13 protein-coding genes and 2 other annotated features are annotated in these 20,394 nt (G+C 29.6%); of the genes, 4 read left to right on the plus strand and 9 right to left on the minus strand.

Going from position 1 to position 20,394, the window contains the following annotated elements:
* Nucleotides 1-43 precede the first annotated feature (43 nt).
* A complete protein-coding gene (yjbM, locus tag ACI48Q_RS16960) occupies nt 44-832 on the minus strand; it encodes a GTP diphosphokinase (RefSeq protein WP_474920648.1) in 789 nt (262 codons plus the stop codon).
* 162 nt (nt 833-994) lie between these two features.
* Here yjbM and ACI48Q_RS16965 point away from each other — a divergent pair, with 162 nt between their 5' ends.
* A complete protein-coding gene (locus ACI48Q_RS16965) occupies nt 995-1,909 on the plus strand; it encodes a DUF2225 domain-containing protein (RefSeq protein WP_474920296.1) in 915 nt (304 codons plus the stop codon).
* 112 nt (nt 1,910-2,021) lie between these two features.
* On the opposite strand, the gene ACI48Q_RS16970 is transcribed toward ACI48Q_RS16965, so the two are convergent.
* From ACI48Q_RS16970 to ACI48Q_RS16990, 5 genes are all read right to left on the minus strand, one after another.
* Nucleotides 2,022-2,711, minus strand: coding sequence for a metallophosphoesterase (locus tag ACI48Q_RS16970; protein ID WP_474920297.1), 690 nt, complete (start codon nt 2,709-2,711; stop codon nt 2,022-2,024).
* A 14-nt stretch (nt 2,712-2,725) separates the two neighbouring features.
* Nucleotides 2,726-2,992, minus strand: a complete 267-nt coding sequence (locus tag ACI48Q_RS16975) for an EscU/YscU/HrcU family type III secretion system export apparatus switch protein (protein WP_474920298.1) — start codon at nt 2,990-2,992, stop codon at nt 2,726-2,728.
* A gap of 15 nt (nt 2,993-3,007) precedes the next feature.
* A complete protein-coding gene (locus ACI48Q_RS16980; protein ID WP_474920299.1) occupies nt 3,008-4,741 on the minus strand; it encodes a hypothetical protein in 1,734 nt (577 codons plus the stop codon).
* 107 nt (nt 4,742-4,848) lie between these two features.
* Entirely contained in the window at nt 4,849-6,069 is a 1,221-nt protein-coding gene (gene tyrS / locus ACI48Q_RS16985) for a tyrosine--tRNA ligase (protein ID WP_474920301.1), read from the minus strand.
* Nucleotides 6,070-6,212: 143 nt separating this feature from the next.
* Nucleotides 6,213-6,425: a binding site (T-box leader), on the minus strand.
* Nucleotides 6,426-6,494: 69 nt separating this feature from the next.
* Nucleotides 6,495-6,905, minus strand: coding sequence for a hypothetical protein (locus tag ACI48Q_RS16990; RefSeq protein WP_474920302.1), 411 nt, complete (start codon nt 6,903-6,905; stop codon nt 6,495-6,497).
* Nucleotides 6,906-7,209: 304 nt separating this feature from the next.
* Here ACI48Q_RS16990 and ACI48Q_RS16995 point away from each other — a divergent pair, with 304 nt between their 5' ends.
* The gene (locus tag ACI48Q_RS16995; protein ID WP_474920303.1) at nt 7,210-7,374 is read left to right on the plus strand and encodes a zinc-ribbon domain-containing protein; all 165 of its coding nucleotides are present in this window, start codon (nt 7,210-7,212) and stop codon (nt 7,372-7,374) included.
* 317 nt (nt 7,375-7,691) lie between these two features.
* Complete coding sequence (locus ACI48Q_RS17000; RefSeq protein WP_474920304.1) at nt 7,692-7,862, plus strand: hypothetical protein; 171 nt, start codon at nt 7,692-7,694, stop codon at nt 7,860-7,862.
* 29 nt (nt 7,863-7,891) lie between these two features.
* Here the strand turns inward: ACI48Q_RS17000 and ACI48Q_RS17005 are convergent, their stop codons facing one another.
* Nucleotides 7,892-9,487: a peptide chain release factor 3 gene (locus tag ACI48Q_RS17005; RefSeq protein ID WP_474920305.1), complete on the minus strand. Its 1,596-nt coding sequence runs from the start codon at nt 9,485-9,487 to the stop codon at nt 7,892-7,894.
* Nucleotides 9,488-9,823: 336 nt separating this feature from the next.
* Nucleotides 9,824-10,831: a tryptophan--tRNA ligase gene (gene trpS / locus ACI48Q_RS17010; protein WP_474920306.1), complete on the minus strand. Its 1,008-nt coding sequence runs from the start codon at nt 10,829-10,831 to the stop codon at nt 9,824-9,826.
* A 54-nt stretch (nt 10,832-10,885) separates the two neighbouring features.
* Nucleotides 10,886-11,123, minus strand: a binding site (T-box leader).
* A gap of 132 nt (nt 11,124-11,255) precedes the next feature.
* Between trpS and ACI48Q_RS17015 the strand changes: the two genes are divergently transcribed.
* Nucleotides 11,256-11,507, plus strand: coding sequence for a hypothetical protein (locus tag ACI48Q_RS17015; protein WP_474920307.1), 252 nt, complete (start codon nt 11,256-11,258; stop codon nt 11,505-11,507).
* Between the two features lie 89 nt (nt 11,508-11,596).
* Here the strand turns inward: ACI48Q_RS17015 and ACI48Q_RS17020 are convergent, their stop codons facing one another.
* Nucleotides 11,597-20,164, minus strand: coding sequence for a glycoside hydrolase family 94 protein (locus tag ACI48Q_RS17020; RefSeq protein WP_474920308.1), 8,568 nt, complete (start codon nt 20,162-20,164; stop codon nt 11,597-11,599).
* Between the last annotated feature and the right edge of the window lie 230 nt (nt 20,165-20,394).

Below are 20,394 nucleotides of genomic sequence, written 5' to 3' on the forward strand. Positions count from 1 at the left end.
ATTATATGAAGAGCTTCTATGTTTTGAAACTATATATAAATTATTATTTATAACGCTCTAAAGTTTTTTTGGTTTCCCCCAAAAGACTAGTAAGCTCAAATACTTCTCCAACCTCTAAAAGTTTATTTAGCTGCTCTGTAAATCTTGATGCCTCTGCTATCTTACCCAAAGAGGATAGTGTTAAAATATTTTCTACTATGTTACTTACAAGAGAAGACTTTACCTCAAATAATTTTTGAGCATCTTTTATTTCATCTTTTATGACTAACATTTGTTGATCCAACTGAAATGCTGCATCTGCAGCATTTTTAAGCTTATATCTTATATCTGGGGGTATATCATGCTTATATTTGTAATTTAAAGAATGTTCCACCGTAGCCCAAAAGTTCATAGCAAGAGTTCTAATTTGAAATTCTGCTAAAATTTCACACATACCATCAGACATATTAACGGGATATTTAATAATCATGTGATAGCTCCTATATCCACTAGGTTTTACATTAGTTACATAGTCTTTTTCATAGATAATCTTCATGTCTTTTCTCTGTCTAATTAAATTTACTACCTTATCGATATCATCTACAAACTGGCACATCACTCTTATTCCAGCTATATCTTCCATTTCATATTGTATTCTATCAAGAGGAATATTAAATTTATTTGACTTTTCTAATATACTTGAAACTTCCTTCACCCTTCCTGTGACAAATTCTATAGGTGAATATTCATTCTTTCTCCTTAATTCTCTTCTTATACTCCTGAATTTAACTTTTAATTCCTCTACTGCTTGTTCATAAGGGATTAAGAATTTTTTCCATTCCATTGCAGCCATACTCGTCATTCCTTTACTTCCTATTTAAACTTAATAACACATAATATTATATCATATCTTTTCTATAGTATAGTAATTTTATGTAATAAAGTAATCTTATATGATATAATATATAGAATAGATTTTTTTTGTAGAATTTTGCAATATTAAGGGGATAGTAGTATGAAAGATTTATTTTCTGGACTTGAAAATTTAGGATTTAATAATATAAATATTGAAGATATATATGATGTAGATAAGAAAGAATCTCAACTTCCCCGCCCCTCCACTTCTACCACTCTAATTTATGATGTCACTGTAACTTGCCCTATATGTGATCATATATTTAAAGAAAAAGCTGTAAAAACATCTAGCTATAAAATAGATAGTAAGGATTCAGATTTGTTTATCCGATATAGTATTATAAATCCCTATTTTTATGAAGTATGGATTTGTCCAAGCTGTGGATATAGCTCTATCAAAGTAGATTTTCATAAAATAAATCAAAATCAGAAAGAACTTATTCTTAAAAATGTTTCTCCAAAATTTAGAAATAAAACATATACTGCACCCTATGATGTAAATATAGCTATTGAAAGATATAAGTTAGCTCTTATTAATTCTGTATTTATGGAAAGTAAAGCTAGCCGAAAAGCTATGATCTGTCTAAAACTTGCATGGATGCATAGATTGCTGAATAATGATAAACCTAACGAAGATGAAACAAAATTTTTAGAACAGGCATTAAAAGGTTTTGAAAATGCTTACTCAACGGAATATTTCCCATTATATGGTATGGATAAATTCTTATGTATGTATCTTATTGGAGAGTTAAATAAAAAAATAGGAAATTATGACGAGGCCTTAAGCTGGCTTAGTGGTGTAATAATTGGCAAAAATGTAAAACAAAATCTAAAAGAATTAGCAAGAACTGAAAGAGATGCTATAAAAGAAGAACTATCATTAAGAGAAAAGATCAAAACTTCATCTCTTTCTGGAGATATTTCTTTAGAATTAAGTGATGAGTTATCTGAAATAGAACCAGAGGAAAAAGAGGAAAGAACTTCATCTATATTGCAATTTTTTAGAAGAAAATGAATTATATTCCTATAAGGCGTCTTCAAAAAAAATAACTAGTCAATCTAATTGTATATTTGACCAGTTATTTTTATTCTGATGACTTGATCCACTTTGAGAAATAAGGATCTCCTTAATCTAATATCTTTATAGGTGAAAAACTTATATAATCACAGGATGTCAATATATACTGTATCCCATTTTTCTCTTCACAGAAGGCATTTGCTAGACCTGCACTATGAAGATGTCCATATATAACCTTTTCCACTGGATACTCCTCTAACAATCTTGTAAATCCAGTATCTTCCCCCTGTTGAGATGTGGGAGGATAGTGAAGCATTGCTATTATCTTTTTATATCCTGCCTTTACTGCACTATCTAAAGATAATTTCAATCTAATTAATTCTCTGTTATATATTTTTTTATCATGAGCAGTAAATTTTGAATTATCTTCTGTAACCCACCCTCTACTTCCGCAAATTGCATAGTCCTCATATGTAAAAAAGTTATTTTGAATAAAATCCATTCCTTCAAACATAGCATTTAATTTTGTAATACTAGTCCACCAGTAATCATGATTTCCCCTAACAAAAACCTTTCTTCCAGGAAGTTTATTGATAAATTCTAGATCCAATTTTCCATTCTCCACGTTCATGGACCAAGAAATATCTCCAGCCACTAATACTGTATCATCCTTTGAAACTATTTCCATCCAATTCTCTTTTATTTGTTCATGATGATTGCACCATTTGTATCCAAAAATATCCATGGGTTTATCCTCTGTTAACGCTAAATGAAGATCCGCTATTGCATATAAAGCCATATTTACATCACCTACTATCTATATTTACTATCTACTTCCATAATATAAGCTATTATTTTAGCAACTACATCATACAATTCATACGGTATTTCATCTTCTATATCAACCTTAGTAAGCATATTAGCAAGTTCTTCATTATATACTATGGGCACCTTATTCTCTTCTGCTTTTTCAATAATTTTATCTGCAACTCTTCCCATCCCACTTGCTGTAACCTTTGGTGCTGTTTGCCCGTAGTCATATTTAAGGGCTGCAGCTTTTTTCTTATTGGAATTATTCATATAAAACTCCCTTCACTATACCCTTACGTTTAAAGATGAAAAATCCTCATCTTCAAAAAATGTTCTACAGTTAGCAAATGAAAAATCTTGTTTTCTTTCTTTAATTTTCACTTTGAAGTTATATTTATTCGTAGATAAATCCTCTAATAATTTTTCTTTGAATATATCTAACAATTTTACAAATTGAGCTTCAGCCTCTATATCTATACTAGCTGAATTATTTAATACTGTTATATATGCATCTACCGTGTTCATATATATGGTTGAAACACTAGTAGCTATTTTTATGTTATTAGAATCTATTTTTTTCCCTTTTGCTCTCTCATCTTTTATAACTAGTTTACAATCGTAGTTCTCTTCTTTCACATTTATAGGTATATCTAAATAGTAATAATTATTATTAAGGGTATTAAACAATTTAAATTCATTAAATCGCCCTTCTAACAAGTTAAATATTTTAGAAATATTTTCACTATCATTATTAGATAGTTTTAACATTTCACTTATATTGGTTTTTAATAGATTCAATTTATCCTTTATTTCTTCTTTAACTATACTCTCATTAATTTTATTATCAAAATTAAACAACTGATTAACATCCTTAAGTAGCTTTTCCGTTATAGAATTTCTATTTAATTGACTATTAACCATACTATCCTCTTTTGATGGTAAAATACTATTTTCATTCTTAACTACAACTTCACTCTTATGAGTCATTTTATTTTCTTTAACAATAGCATCATTCCTATTAATAGCTTTATCTTCTTTAATAAATCCTTCTAATTTCTCTTCTACTTCAATAGCTAGTTGAGATATCTTTGCTTCATTTTTCTGTTTAATTGCTTCTTCTTTAACAGGGTTTTGCATTGAATTATTAGATTCTATATTATTATCCTTATAAAATAGATTATTATCCTTGTTCAATATATTGTTATTATCCTTGTTCAATATATTGTTTTTTGTCATTGCATCGTTATAATTTGTATTGGTCATAGTCTTATTATTGCCTTGAATTTCATTTTTAATAAATTCTTTTACGTCATCTATATTATTAAACAAGTTAAAATCCTTGTCCACTATATTCTTAAAAGCTTTTATATTATCTTCAGTAAATTCTATGCCATTTTCCTTCATTAAAAGCAATTTGTTTAAATCTAAACCTCCAACTTCTTTAAAAAAGCTTTGTAATGTTTCTTTTATAAACGTTCCTTTAGGAGTGTTCTCATCTACGCCCTTAGAGTTTAGGTATTTATTAATAAAACTATTAACTTCGTCATCAGATGAATTTGCCTTTTCAATGAATTCATTTAGAGCTTTAATCTCTACAAAATTTTCTTCATTAAGAGGTATGCTATGCTTTAGCATTCCTTTAAGGATGTTTATATCTTCTTTATCTACAGTAAAATCTAAATTTTTCATTAAATCGTCTATTAAATCACCAAGAATTTCACTATTTTTTTCTCCAGTGCCTTTATTTTGTTCAGATAAAATTTTTAGTATTAAATTTCCTCCGTCAAAACCATCTACTACAAATTTAAATAAATAGTTATCTAGCGGATTATTTAAAAAGCCTTCCACTTTGGCAGGGAATACTCTTCCATCTAATAGTTTTATTATAACATCCTTAGTATCTCCATCAAGTCTCAATACTCTGGCTGAAAAAGTATCATCTTTCTTAAAAGATAGTTTATTAAACTCTTGTTTTGTAGTATAATTTTGTACCATGTTTATTTTCCATAATCCTGTCATAAGTACACCTCCTTACTTACATTAATCGTATATTTAATATTTTTATGAATATGTAATCTATATAAATATTAATAAATAGGAGTATACCTAAGGCATACTCCTAAATTCTATGCTATTATCAATTTGTAGAATTTCTTTTTTCCTCTTTTAATTAGAGCAAAACCATCTTTTAAGTAGCATTCATTAAAGTTTGCATTCACATCAATTATCTTTTCATCGTTTATTGTAAGTCCACCTTGTTGTATAAGTCTTCTTGCTTCACTCTTTGATGGTACTATAGCTGTACTCACTAATATATCTAGAATTAAGGAATTTTTCATGTCTTCTGATATTTCTACTGTTGGAACATTTTCCATATCTGCTCCACCTGCAAATAATGCTTCTGCAGCTTTCTTCGCATTTTCAGCTTCCATTTCTCCATGGATTAACTTTGTAACTTCATATGCAAGAACTGTTTTGGCTTGATTTATTTCAGAACCTTCTAGTGCTGATAATCTTCTTACCTCTTCCATTGGCACAAAAGTAAGTAGACATAAACATTTTTCTACATCAGCATCATCAATATTTCTCCAGTATTGGTAGAAATCATAAGGTGAAGTTTTCTCTGGATCCAACCAAACAGCTCCATTTGCTGTCTTACCCATCTTATTTCCTTCACTATTAGTTAATAAGCTACAGGTCATTCCATAAGCCGATTTGCCTTCTTTTCTTCTTATAAGTTCCATACCAGCTAAAATATTAGACCACTGGTCATCCCCACCTAATTGCATAGTACATCCATGCTTTTGGTTTAATACTAGAAAATCATACCCTTGCATTAGCATATAGTTAAATTCTAAAAAGGATAATCCTTTCTCTAATCTCTGCTTAAAGCATTCAGCAGTTAACATTCTATTTACTGAGAAATGAACTCCTATATCTCTAATGAAATTAACATAATTTAAATCTAAAAGCCAATCTGCATTATTTTCTAATATAGCCTTATCATCGGTAAAATCTATAAGTCTTGATAATTGATTCTTTATACAAGAAATATTGTGATCTATCTGCTCTTTAGAAAGCATTTGTCTCATATCAGTCCTGCCCGATGGATCTCCAATCATAGCAGTTCCTCCACCAACTAGTGCTATTGGTCTATGCCCTGCCTTTTGCATATGTGCCATAAACATCATAGCTATAAAGTGACCTATGTGTAAACTATCTGCAGTTGGGTCAAATCCTATATAAAAAGTCACCTTTTCTTTTTCAAAAATTTCTCTCATTTCTTCTTCATGAGTTAATTGTTTTAAGAATCCACGTTCTTTTAAAATATCATATACGTTTGCCATATCTAAATCCTCCTCATTCTTAACACTTTATCTTATGACTAATTTGTTCTAATGTCCAATGTAATATATATACATTTTTAAATTAACTATGTGCTTCGATAATACTTTAATAAAAAGCAAAATAAAAAGTCCCTAGTTATAAAACTAGGGACGAAAATTTTCCGTGGTACCACCCAAATTGACATCTAAAATATAGATATCCACTTTTCCTTAATAACGTCAGGAACCCGTATCAGCCTACTTAAAGTTCAGCCTAAAGTTCAGGAATGTATTTCACTATGTTCCTCCACTAATTTCCACCACCATTAGCTCTCTTTAAGATTTCCATAATTACTTCTTTCCATCATTACCTTTAATTATATCGATTTAAATACATATTACTATTATTACGGAAAATTATCAAGTGGAATTTATATAAAATTACTTTAAGCAATATATTTTCTTATACAATTGGGTATATTATTTTCTTCACAACCTATGTTAATATAAAAGTCTATATTAAATTTTTCTGATAAATATTCTACTTTAGATAAGACTAACTCCAATGCCTCTTTCTCTCTCCATAAATCATTTAATATTCCATCAATGAAAATATTATCTACATCATAATCTTTAGATATTATACCGCATAGAAACCCATAGAACTCTTTATAATTATAAATATTGAAGTCTTGTGCACAAATAAATCTTATGTTTTTGTGTATTTCTAATAATACTCTATTATTATCATTTATATACACCAAACTGCCTTTAGAATCCTTGACCTTAGAATTTGCTAGGTCAATCAGTGCCTTTGTTTTCCCAGAGCCTTTTTGTTTACAAAATACATGAATCATTCTAAACGCCCCCAAACTATATTTAATATAATGATATATTATTATAAATAGTATATAATATTCTGAATATTTTTACAACTCAAATTCCATGATTTTTTTGTTGGCTTCAAAGTTTTTATTTTACATTATAATACAATATATTTCAGCCAATATGTATTGTATTATAATGTAAATATGGTATAATGTAATTAAGATTATTTTAAGATTAATTAACCAGGCAACTTATCGACCCCTTTAATCAAGGAGTTTTTTGTATGATAGTTTCTTAGTTTAATTAGTCCCTAGATTAAAGGAGGTTATCGTAATGGCTGATAAAAACATTACTTGCAAAGACTGTGGAAAAGAATTTGTATTTACTGAGGGAGAGCAAGCTTTCTATAAAGAAAAAGGCTTTGAAAATGACCCAGTAAGATGCCCAGAATGTAGGAAAGCTAGAAAAAATAATAGAAACAGTTTCCCAACAAAATAGCATTAAAATTCATGAGTAGATTTTAAATCTACTCTTTTTTTATTTCTCATATTAGAATAATATTTTTATATTTGAACATAATAACTTTATTGCTTTAATATATATAAGTTTCAATTAAATTTATGCATTATACAAATAGGCTTAAATATAAAATTAAATTAATTAGAACTTCATATTATTACTGCTCAACCGTTTCAAAACCTTGATTTACTAAGTCTCTATTCAAGTAAAACCTATTTGTATTATGTAATTTCATTATTGAAAAATATATATTTAGACACGTAAAAAATACTGGTTCAAACAAAGGAAGGTATATTATGAATTACATCACATGGTTTAGAGGATTTATAATGTTGCTTTCACTTATATATTTATTTTATTTAATAGGCGGAAATCTAATAAACCTAATTATATCTATTTCAGTAATACTATTAATTATAGATTACTTAAAAGAAAAAAATAGAAGAAAAAGTAAATATAACTATTAAAAACAAGCTAAATTTTAGCTTGTTTTTTGTTAATTATCTTTACCTATATTTGAAAGCACTAAACTCTTGTTGTGTTCCAGTGCCCAACTGATTCCCCAATCACTTTGGAAGATCAGAAGATCTCTATCTTTTAAATCTTTTACTATTTTGGTATCACTGGTTAAGCTTAACTCCTCAACTTTACCATCATATTTTTCAATCCATCTTATATTTCTAAATGATAACATATCCATCTTAATGTCGACATTGTACTCATTTTTAAGTCTAAACTCTAAAACCTCAAATTGAAGTACTCCAACAACACCAACAATAATTTGCTCAGTACCTATATGAAGTTCTTTAAACACTTGAATTGCGCCCTCTTGAGCTATCTGAGTAATACCCTTTATGAATTGTTTTCTTTTCATAGTATCTACAGTTCTAACTCTTGCAAAATGCTCTGGTGCAAAGGTCGGTATTCCCTCAAATTTAAATTTTTTACTTGGAGAGCATATTGTATCCCCTATACTAAATATACCTGGGTCAAATACCCCTATTATATCTCCTGCATAGGCTTCTTCTACTATTTCTCTATCTTGAGCTAAAAACTGTTGAGGTTGAGCAAGTCTAAGCTTATTTCCACCTTGATAATGAAAAACTTCCATTCCTTTCTCAAACTTTCCTGAGCAAATTCTCATAAATGCAATCCTATCTCTATGAGCTTTGTTCATATTCGCTTGTATTTTAAATACAAAAGCTGAAAAGTTATCCTCAAAGACATCTATAATTCCATCATCATATTTTCTTCCCAATGGTGCAGTTGTAAGTTTTAAAAAGTGTTCTAAAAATGGCTCTACTCCAAAATTAGTTAAAGCACTTCCAAAAAATGCAGGTGTCAATTCTCCTTTTCTTACCTTCTCTGAATCAAAATCATCTCCTGCAATATCTAACAACTCTATGTCCTCTAATAATTTCTCATATAGACTATCAGTTATAGCTTCTCTAACTGTGGCCTCATCATCTATGGAAATAATAGTATCTGATATCTCTGTTTGACCATGATCTCCAGCCTTGAATATATGAATCTCTCTAGCTTTTCTATCGTATACACCCTTAAAATGCATTCCAATTCCTATTGGCCAATTCATTGGATAGGATTTGATACCTAGTTCATTCTCAAGTTCCTCCATTAATTCAAAAGGATCTCTTGTCTCTCTATCCATTTTATTTACAAAGGTAAATATAGGAATTTCCCTTAAGCTACATACATGAAATAGCTTTCTAGTCTGATCCTCTACCCCTTTTGCTCCATCAATAACCATTACAGCACTATCTGCTGCCATTAATGTCCTATAGGTATCTTCACTAAAGTCTTGGTGTCCTGGGGTATCCAATATATTTATGCAATATCCTTCATAATTAAACTGCATTACTGAAGAGGTTACAGATATCCCTCTCTTCTTTTCTATTTCCATCCAGTCTGAAACGGCATGCTTTGACGCTTTTCTTGCCTTAACCGAACCTGCTAACCTAATAGCTCCTCCGTATAAAAGCAATTTCTCTGTAAGTGTGGTTTTACCTGCATCTGGGTGAGAAATTATTGCAAAGGTTCTTCTCTTTTCAATCTCTTTTATGTAATCAACCACCATATTCACTCCTTGTTATTATATAAATTACTATTGTAATTATAGTATTTCTATGTTAAGCACAATTTATATAATAACATATAGATAATACTAAAACAAATAGAAAAATTGATTTTTATCCTGTTTATTGTTGAAAAAATTCGTATATATTGTTATAATGTATTATTGTCTAGAAATTACTATGGAAACTATAAAGATGATATCTAAAATAGATATTTTAGCTTGAAGAGAAATTATCTTCATTTGAATATACAATAATAGACTATGCTACCTTTATCTTTAAAAAACCTATGAGAAAATTTCCTTTCTCATAGGTTTTTTATTTTAAGCATTATATTATAATTGAATAAGCCCAATTTTTCTCTGCATTTTTCTTAATGTTTTATTTGCTACATAATTAGCTTTGTCAGCACCTTTTTTATATATTCCTTCTAAATAGTTTTTATCTTCTAATAAGGCCTTAACTTTTTCTTGAATAGGCGCCAACTCTTCTACTATTGCTTCTGCCACATCTTCTTTAAATTTAGCATATCCTATACCTTCATAGTTCTTTTCTATATCCTGTGGCGAAATTCCCCTAATAGCACTTAAAATATTGATTAAATTTTTAATTCCTAGCTGTTCATCATTGTATTTAACGATACCTATGCTATCTGTAACAGTTCTAGATATTTTTTTTCTTATAACTTCTGGTGGATCCATTATTAAAATATATCCATTAGCATTTTCACTATCAGAGTCTGATTTTGACATCTTTTTTGATGGATTTTGAAGGTCCATTATCTTTGCTGCTGCTTTAGGAACATATCCCTCTGGTATGGTAAATGTAGGACTGTATAACTTATTGAATCTTTCTCCAATATCTCTAGATAATTCTAGATGTTGCATTTGATCCTTACCTACTGGAACTAAATCTGCTCCATATAATAGGATATCTGCTGCCATCAATACTGGATAATTAAATAGTCCCGCTGGTATACTTTCTCCACTACTCTTAGACTTATCCTTATATTGAGTCATTCTGCTTAACTCCCCCATATAGGTAGAGCAATTTAAAAGCCATGCTCCTTCTGAATGTGCTGGTACATGAGATTGTATAAATAGTGTATTCTTTTCTACATCAATTCCTGATGCTATATAAATAGCTAATATATCCAATGTTCTCTTTCTTAATTGTGCTGGAACTTGCTTTACAGTTATAGCATGAAGATCCACTACACAAAAATAACATTCATAATCCTCTTGAAGTTTTACCCAATTCTTTATAGCTCCTAAATAATTTCCTAAAGTTAAATCTCCTGAAGGTTTTATTCCACTAAAAATTACTTTTCTTTTTTCTTCCATAATTATTGCTCCTCTCATATAATGTTTATAAAAATAAAACCCTATGGAAAAACTCCATAGGGCATAAAATACGCGGTACCACCTATTTTAAGGCAATTAATAGCCTTATCTCTATAAGATACATAAAATATCTTCTCTCTATAACGTGAGAGACACGATTAAGACTACTAAATATAATTCATCCAATATCTCCACGACCCATTCAACCTAAACATAATTATGATAATTTCACCACATATCACTCTCTGAAAATTTGTTTTTAGGTTTACTTACTTCGCTTCAACGATTTTATTTAATATTTTAAGTTATCATATCATATTTTTTAAAAATAGTCAAGTCCTTTTACATTTTATACCTAGTATTTATTTAAGAGTTTAACGTACACTAACATCAGTACAATTTTCAAATTTAGGAGGGAATTTATATGGAAAAAAAACACAATGAAAATAAAACTACCTATGGTCCTAATGAGCGTGATTTTTTTGATGCTAGCTTAAAACCTGTAAAATCTTATTCCTTAGAGGATTCTGTACTTCTTCCAAATCATGTGGTGGATCCTGTAGTTGCTAATAATATATCTAACGTTGAATTTGATTATACCTACAATGGTGGCTCTGATCTACTAGATTTAAAAGACCAACCATTGACTTCGATAAATAAAAACACCCCAAAATAAAAGTATAGCCAGAGATCTCTGGCTATACTTTTTACTTTTTATACTGTTTATTTTTTCGATTTCATTCTTAATATAATTAACCTAAATATCTACGATTTAAATGTTACCTCTATTATATACTCTCCACTTTCCATTATTGGTATCATATCTCCTTCCATAACTTCACCATTGAATAAAATTTTGTCATTTTCACCTCTATTGATATTTATAATATAATGAGCTTCATTTATATTATATTCAATAGTGTAATTCTTCCATTCAATAGGTACACACGGTTTTATAGTAAAGCCTTTTCCTTGAACTAATTCCATCCCCAATATATATTGAAGTCCTATAGTATACATCCATCCAGAGCTTCCTGTATACCAACTCCACCCTCCTCTTCCTACATGAGGTGGCTCAGAGTAGACATCTGCTGACATTACATAGGGTTCTGTTTTAAAATTTTCTATTTTTTCTGTAGTATCCCCATGATTTATAGAATTTAACATAGAATAGAGTCTATACGCTTCGTTACTTCTCCCCATTTTTGCATAAGCTAGTATAACCCAAGTAGCTCCATGAGTATATTGACCACCATTTTCTCTCACTCCTGGAACATAGCTTTTAATATATCCTGGGTTAAGTTTGCTTTTATTAAAAGGTGGAGTAAGAAGAAGTATTAATTGCTCCTTAGACTTTATTAAGTTCTTCTTCAAAGACTCCATGGCTATTTCTGTTCTTTCATGGTCTCCACCATCTGAAATTACAGACCAACATTGAGCCAAAGCATCTATTTTACATTCACTATTATCTTTAGATCCTAGCGGAGTTCCATCGTCGAAATAAGCTCTTCTATACCATTCTCCATCCCAAGCATTAGCTTCTATATTATCTCTTATAAATTCTTTTACATGTTTATAGTTTTTGCTTCTATCAAGATCTTTCTTATAGTCGCAAACCTCTATAAACCGATTTAATAAATCATACAGGAACCAACCTAGCCATACGCTTTCTCCTTTTCCCTTATTACCGACTTCACTCATTCCATCATTCCAGTCTCCACTTCCCATCAATGGTATGTTATGAGTACCAAAATTTAAAGCTCTTTCTATAGATTTTATACAATGTAAATAAAGCTCTTCTTCTAAACTTGATTTACCATAGATATCATATCTTTCATCTTCTCCTTCTTGCAGTTCCTCGCCGCTTAAATATCTTACATTCTCATTTAGAATAGTATAATCTCCAGTTGCTTTCACATAAATACTCGTTACATAGGGTAGCCATAATAAATCATCGCTGAATCTAGTTCTTATTCCACTATCCACTACAGGATGCCACCAGTGCTCTACATCCCCTTCCTCAAACTGTCTAGATGCGGCATACAAAATATGCTCTCTTGTTATGGTTGGGTCTACATATATCAATGGAATTACATCTTGAAGTTGATCTCTAAATCCAAACGCCCCTCCACTTTGATAAAATCCAGTTCTAGAAAATAATCTACAGCTTATGGTTTGATACATTAACCAGCCATTTAACATTAAATTAAAACTTTGATCCGGAGTAGTTACCTTAATTTTACCTAATAACTTATTCCACTGTTCAGTACAATTCTCAAATTCTCTTTTAACGTACGATAAATCTTTATATCTATTAATAGATATGTCTATATCTTCTACCTGTTCTTTCGTTCCTAAAATTATTACTACTTCCTTTTCTTCAAAAGACTCTAACACAATATGAACTTTATTACATAAACAAGGATCTAATCCTTCTCCCGCAAGATTATTTAAATCAATCTCATCCATCATTTCAGGCTTAGAGAGGCTTCCTAACATACCTATAAAGCTGCTTCTATCACCTGTAAAAGATTTACTTTCTCCTCCAAATGTTTTAAGAAATACTCTGCTGCCAGAAAAGTTTGAGCTATATGGGTTTCTAGCATATATATACCCTTGACCTTTATTTATATGAGTATAAACCTTTTTATAATTATGTTCTCTCATAGCTCCCATTGCTAACTTTGCATAATAGGTAACGGATAAATTTCTTCTCCTACTCTCGTTATTCTTAAGTTTAACTATCAATACTTTTACTGTATCATCACTTGGCACAAAAGTTTTCAGTTCTCCAAATATATTATCATAGTTACAATTAAACTTTGAATAACCAAAACCATGTGTAATCACATATTCACCCTTGTGTCTTATAGGCTCAGGAGTTATAGTCCACACATCACTGCTCTCTTCATCCTTAATATAAGTAACTTCACTTAAGGTATCCTCAATAAAATCATTGTTCCATGGAGTTATTTTAAATTCTCTACTATTTTTATACCAAGTATAACTACTTCCAACTTCACTTATATGAAATCCAAAGTCTTTATTACTTATTACATTTATCCAAGGTGCTGGTGTGCTAATATTATCCTTTAAAACAATAATATATTCTCCAATTTCATTAAATCCACCATACCCATTAAAAAATTTTAAGGTATTTACATCATATTGTAATGGTGAATTCACTTTGCATACCCCAGCCTCAATTTTTCCATGATTTCTGGTATCATAATAGGTGTTTTTCATTAATAGAGATACTTGATCCCATAAACTTCCCTTATTGCCATACAACACTAGAGAACTTATTCCCTTGAGCAATTCAATATCTTCTTTGTTCATGGTAGCACTACTTTGAATAAATATTCCTCCAGGTCTATTTTCCATATCCTTAAAGCTACTGTTTAAAACAATCTGCTTTATCGAAGTTTGTAGTGGTTTCTCATAGCTTATTGGTTCACTAACTATTATTACTAAATCTACTTTTAATCCATGGTGTCCTAAATATTCATTACAACATATAGTTTGCCTAACTATATCACTATGCTTTTCATCCTCTAAAATAACTAGTATTATTGGTAAATCACCTGAAATTCCATATGCCCATAGAGAACTTTGGTTTTTATTTATTCGTTCTATTGCTCCCTCTCTATTTCTATAGCTAGAATTTAAATATATAATACTACTTCCAACACTTTCATACAGCTCCATTTGAGGAGGTTTTATACCTCTATTTAAAAGCTTCTTTTTAGTTTCTCTTTGAAGATTATCTATAGCCTCATCCAATATATAATTGTTATCATATCTACTTGCTATAGTTAATATATGTTCCTTGGAGTTTCCAACTACCGTAATATAATTAAATATACATTTCTCACCAGGCTTTAAAGTTATGCTTCCTCTTAGTGAAATAATTGGGTCTAATACGTTTCCTACCGATTCACTGAGTTTTAAATCATTAGTGATAGATATAGGATTTTTCTTTGAGTTCCCTCTTCCAACAAAATTCAATCTAGCAGTTTCATATTCCAAATGATTAATTCCATTTTCTATCAATAGTCTTTGTAATACATATTTCTCCCTATCTCTTTCACTTCTTGTTCTTCTTCTTGCTATTACACCATTTAACTCATTGATATATTCAGTAGTAACAAATAGATTTCCAAAGGCAGGATGTGCTAAATCTCCGTCATATGTCTGTAATACAATTTCACAATAACTAGTCAATTGAAGCTTTCTTTCTTCCTTGGAGTTGTTTTCTAAAGTTATTCTTCTTAATTCACAATCATCCTTTGGAAGTACATATACAGATGTATTTATTGAAACCCCTCTCCAAGATTTAATAAATTCTGCTTTATATGGATAAAATTTAACTTTATAACTATCATCTGCCTCCATGCAGGGTTCAAATGTTGTGGACGTAAAGTCTTCTGTAGTTAAATCCTTAATGTAGAAGAACATTCCATTGTTTCTATTTACAATATCTTCTCTCCATCTATATACAAATGTATTATCTATCTTTGAATATCCACTACCACAACTCTCTATCATGATGCTATATTTGCCATTTGATAATAATTGAGTTTTAGGAAACTTAGTTATTGGTTTATTGTAATTTCTTATATATATCATTGTATTATCAGATTTTTCTTCGCAGTATTTGTTATCTTCTACTCTATCAAAAACTACATTCTTACAATTTTTCTCTTGAAGTAATAATTCACAGCTCTTCATTATAGGTATATCATGAAATCTTCTTTGCAATATATCATGATTTATTACATTATCTATGGCTAATAGACTCATACCTAAATGATGTATCATAAAAGATTTTACAATTTTGTACTTCTCATTTTTTCTTCTCCCTTTAGTATAATCTAAAGCTTCATAGAATCCATATTTGCCTTCCATACCTAAAGAAATTAAAAGTTCTAAATTCTTTATACTATTAGGTATATTTTCCATAAGAGACATAACTGAAGAGTATGGAGAAACAACTAAGTCATCTTCTAATCCCCTTTTTAAACCTATTTTAGGTACTCCAAAAGCTTTATACTGATAATTTAAATCTAAATCAAAGGTATAGTATCCACTTTCTGATATTCCGAAAGGAATGCCCTTATTCATACAATATTCCATCTGATAATCTACTACAGAATTATAAGTCTCACTCCATAGTGAGTTTTCAAAATTCTTCAAAATCAACCTAGGCATATAATACTCAAACATAGTTCCACTCCAAGAAGCTAATCCATTTCTATTTCCCATTTTAGTTAAAGCCCTGCTTAAAGTAAACCAGTGTTCCTTAGAAACTTCCCCTCTTGCAATAGCTATATAGCTTGTAATTCTGGCCTCTGAAGCCAATAGATCATAATAGTTATCAGTAAACATTTGATTTTCTATATCATATCCAATATAAAACAACCTTCTTTTAGAATTATATAGCATGGAAAAATTCGTCTTATTAATAAGCTCATCAATTCTTTTCATTGTATCATTACATTTCTCTATAAATTCCCATATATTTTTTCTTCCTATAGATAAACTTATCATAATATCGGAAACTATATCTTTCCCCTCTGCGCTTAAAACTTTTTCAATACTATTACATATATTCTGTAAACTACATTTATTCTCTATGTTTAAGATATTATACTCTTCTAATTTATTAAATTTTTCATTAGCTATTTTTATCCAAGGAAAAAAGTATGTTATCTCTTCTATATAACTATTTATTTCATGTAATAGTTTGCTATTCCAATATCCTTTACATATATTAGCCTCCATAATTCCCTTTAAATCTAATAGTATTTGATATATTTCTTCTATATTTTTATGGGATCTAATAATCTTTCTATAACTTTCCTTGTATCTTTCTTGTACTGATTCATCTTTAACTTCTAATAATGCTAATTCTATAGTATCTTTTACTCCTTTTACTCTTCCATTGGCATAAGGCTTCTCTATAAAATCTTTTAACCCTTGTTGTATTACATATAAATAAGCAACTAAATTACCACTATCCACCGTAGAAATATATCTAGGAAAAAGTGGTTTTAAGGTTCCAATATCGTACCAATTATAAAAATGTCCTTTGTAACTCTCCAATTTTTCCATAGTATCTAAGGTTTTATTTATAGAACTTATGGCTTCTATGATTCCTAAATATCCCATATCCACTCCAACAATATTGCTCATTAGACCTAATCCTATATTAGTTGGAGATGTCCTCATAGCTATACCTCTATATGGTTCTTCCTGAAAATTATCAGGCCCTAAATAATTAGTTTCTTCTCCAATAAAATCTTGAAAATACGCAAAAGTTTTTCTAGAAACTCTTCTTATTAAATTCCTTTGATGTTCTTCTAGATAAATCTTATGTTTATTAGTTTTACTAATTCTATAAGCAATCCAAGGGCTTATAAACCATAATAATCCACTTGGTAACATAACAAGAAAAGTATCCATACTATTTATAAATGCCATACACAGAATTATTAAGCCTATTAAGCTTCCACTCCACATATACCTTATATAGCTCTCTATATCTTTTCCTGAAGTTCTCTCCGCTTCTTCCGCAGTTTGCCATTGTAATAAATTACATTTTGTCACTCCCATTCTCCAAAGAGTTCTAACTATTGCATCTATCATCAAATAAGCCTGAAATGGTAAGAAGGCATATATAAAAAACACCTGCTTCAAAGCCATGGAAAAACTATCTACTTTTCCACTCAAACTTATACTTTTAAGAGGAACAACAGCATTTTCAGAGATGTCAAATAATATAGGAGTGATTAGCGCTATAAATGCCGACATATACCATTTATCCAACCCATCGGGCATTACCATACATAATGAACATATTAAAAGCAAAATCATTGAAGGTGCTACTAAACTTCTTCGTAAGTTATCAATAATCTTCCATTTTGACAATCCATCTATACTATTTTTTCTGAATATCCATGGAATTAACTGCCAATCCCCTCTTACCCATCTATGAAGCCTTTTGGCGCTGGAATTATAATAAGCAGGATATCCATCAATAAGTTCAACATCCGTTAATAGCGCTGTTCTTAAAAAGCATCCTTCTAACAAATCATGACTTAACACTGTATTTTCCTTAATAACCCCACCTAATACACTATTAAATACATCTACATCATATATGGCTTTGCCTGTATAAATGCCTTCTCCAAACAAATCCTGGTATACATCAGACACCGCAGTGGTATAAACATCTATTCCTGTATTACCTGAAAAAATTTTAGAAAAATAAGTTTCATTGGCACTTTGCAATGATACAGCTATCCTTGGCTGCATTAAACCATAACCTCTCCAAACTCTATTTTCCCCCTGCTCTATATAAGCTCTATTCAGTGGATGTATCATAGCTCCAATCAACAACTTTGCTGTATCTCTTGGCAATATGGTGTCTGCATCTAAAGTGATGATAAATTTTATATTCTTTAGTGTTTCTATATTCTGATTAAAAGTCATATAACTAGTATTTTTATCATCTCTTATAAATCTATTAAATTCCTCTACCTTTCCTCTTTTTCTTTCCCATCCCATCCATTTATTCTCTTTTTTATTAAAAATTCTTTTCCGACATAAAAAAAAGAACCTTTCTTTACTCTTAGCGCAATATTTACTGTTTAAAAGATTTACATATGAACTACAAGCCTCTGATATATATTTATCCTCTTTCTCGTCTTCCTCATCACTATCTACATAATCACCGAGTAAGATATAATATAAATTCTCATCTCTATTCCCTAAGTAGTACTCTTCCATATTATCAACTAACTCTTTACCTCTTTTAACTGAAGAGATTATTGTAGGAACTATAATTCCTGTACTATATTCATCTGGAACTCCATTTTCTAAATCTATTTTACAGACAGTTCTAGGCTTAGACATATGAGTAACACTCCAATTAAATATTGATATAACCACTTCACTTAAAGGAATCAATGTAACTATAAAGGCCAATACATATTTGAAAAATCTCACATCATTATCATTGTAATAACTCCATGTGATAAATCCCATAGAAAGTAAAAGAATTATACTTCCTATAGCTAATAAATATGTCCCTACGGCCTTTCCTTTTACTATATTTTTTACTTTCTCAAATCCCTTGAAATCAATATCTAAAACTTTATTTAATTCTCTTCGTCCTTCATCTATAAGATAATAACCTATATGATTTTCAAATTGAAACTTCTTAGTGCCCTGAGCACAACTTAATAGCTTATGAGCAATAAAAATTTCAGGTATGTTATTTCCTCTAGATATTTCTTCTATTATATTTCTATATAATTGCTTTGAATAAAAGTCCATATTTATATATGTTTCCGTTGGATCTTTAACCAATATTTCCTCAACCTTACTAGTTAATTGAAATATTTTTATCCAATTAAAATTTTCAATTGCTCTAAGATTTAATATAGAATGGCTAATAGCTTTAGAATAGCTTATATTAGCTTGCTCTGACATAATAAAAATTTTATTCTCATTTATTTCTCTTTCTCTTAATCTATCTTCAATCCATAATTCTACTTCATCATCAGTGACTCCATTGTCTCTTAATGTTTTTAATAATGCTTCCCAAAAATATTCACTAGTAGGGAGTTCTTTTGAATTTAATTGGTTAATTATATTGCTTAAGGATCCATTTTCACGATTTGCTATAAAAATATTCCCTATCTCTCCCCCCTTCTTACTATCTTTTTCCTTTAGGGTAACTTCTGAACATACTCTACTTATAATTTGAATATAATACATTTTCATCATTGCACATAATGCCCATAATTCTCTATTAGTTAAAACAGTTATACTTTGATATTTATTTAAATATTCTATCAAGAAAGATTCACTCATTAACTCTCTTGAATTTATTATTTCTCTAGCTAAGTCATAAACCCTAGGAAACCGCTCTTCACCTTCATGTCTAATAGCTGGCAAACTCTTAACATAACTTTTTCTTATACTCTTTATCAATGCTTTATATTCTTTTTCTATAACATAGATGTTATCTAAAATCCATTCACTGCCTTGAATTCTTCTATATCCCTTTTGATATTCTCTCTTAAAAAAATTATGACATAGGATTATATTGTTATAACTATTCTCTACATCATACATTAACTTTTTACTAAATCTAACTTCTTCTATCTCTCTATGTTGTTGAGCTAATTTTTCTATTTCTAACACTGTCTTATTTCTTATATTCCATTGAATTTTAACACTTTGTACACGTTCACTCTTACTAACAGTACGTCTGTAAAGTATAATCATAAGTATAAATAATGTAACTGCTATGAAACTCCTCATTATACTCTTCCTTTCTTTCGATTTCTTCTTTTGTATTATTACCATATGTTCTTTTCTTATCCAAAAATATCATAATAAAAAAGAGATAGATTATTTTATTTTTCTACCTCTTCTTTATTATGATATTTTTACTTTTCAAAGCCCCATCTTATGATCTATATAAATCATGATATTCGTTAATATTTTTTGTTACCTACTTTGCATATATCTAAAACTATCCTGTAATAAGG

Source organism: Clostridium sp. LXY-7 (assembly GCF_056172015.1).

Excerpts from the sequence above, each read along its gene's own strand:
- ACI48Q_RS17000 (WP_474920304.1), top strand. The coding sequence starts at position 7,692 with ATGAATTACATCACATGGTTTAGAGGATTTATAATGTTGCTTTCACTT.
- ACI48Q_RS16965 (WP_474920296.1), top strand. The coding sequence starts at position 995 with ATGAAAGATTTATTTTCTGGACTTGAAAATTTAGGATTTAATAATATA.
- ACI48Q_RS16990 (WP_474920302.1), bottom strand. The coding sequence starts at position 6,905 with ATGATTCATGTATTTTGTAAACAAAAAGGCTCTGGGAAAACAAAGGCA.
- trpS (WP_474920306.1), bottom strand. The coding sequence starts at position 10,831 with ATGGAAGAAAAAAGAAAAGTAATTTTTAGTGGAATAAAACCTTCAGGA.
- ACI48Q_RS17015 (WP_474920307.1), top strand. The coding sequence starts at position 11,256 with ATGGAAAAAAAACACAATGAAAATAAAACTACCTATGGTCCTAATGAG.
- ACI48Q_RS17020 (WP_474920308.1), bottom strand. The coding sequence starts at position 20,164 with ATGAGGAGTTTCATAGCAGTTACATTATTTATACTTATGATTATACTT.
- tyrS (WP_474920301.1), bottom strand. The coding sequence starts at position 6,069 with ATGGCAAACGTATATGATATTTTAAAAGAACGTGGATTCTTAAAACAA.
- ACI48Q_RS16975 (WP_474920298.1), bottom strand. The coding sequence starts at position 2,992 with ATGAATAATTCCAATAAGAAAAAAGCTGCAGCCCTTAAATATGACTAC.
- ACI48Q_RS16995 (WP_474920303.1), top strand. The coding sequence starts at position 7,210 with ATGGCTGATAAAAACATTACTTGCAAAGACTGTGGAAAAGAATTTGTA.
- ACI48Q_RS16980 (WP_474920299.1), bottom strand. The coding sequence starts at position 4,741 with ATGACAGGATTATGGAAAATAAACATGGTACAAAATTATACTACAAAA.
- yjbM (WP_474920648.1), bottom strand. The coding sequence starts at position 832 with ATGGCTGCAATGGAATGGAAAAAATTCTTAATCCCTTATGAACAAGCA.
- ACI48Q_RS16970 (WP_474920297.1), bottom strand. The coding sequence starts at position 2,711 with ATGGCTTTATATGCAATAGCGGATCTTCATTTAGCGTTAACAGAGGAT.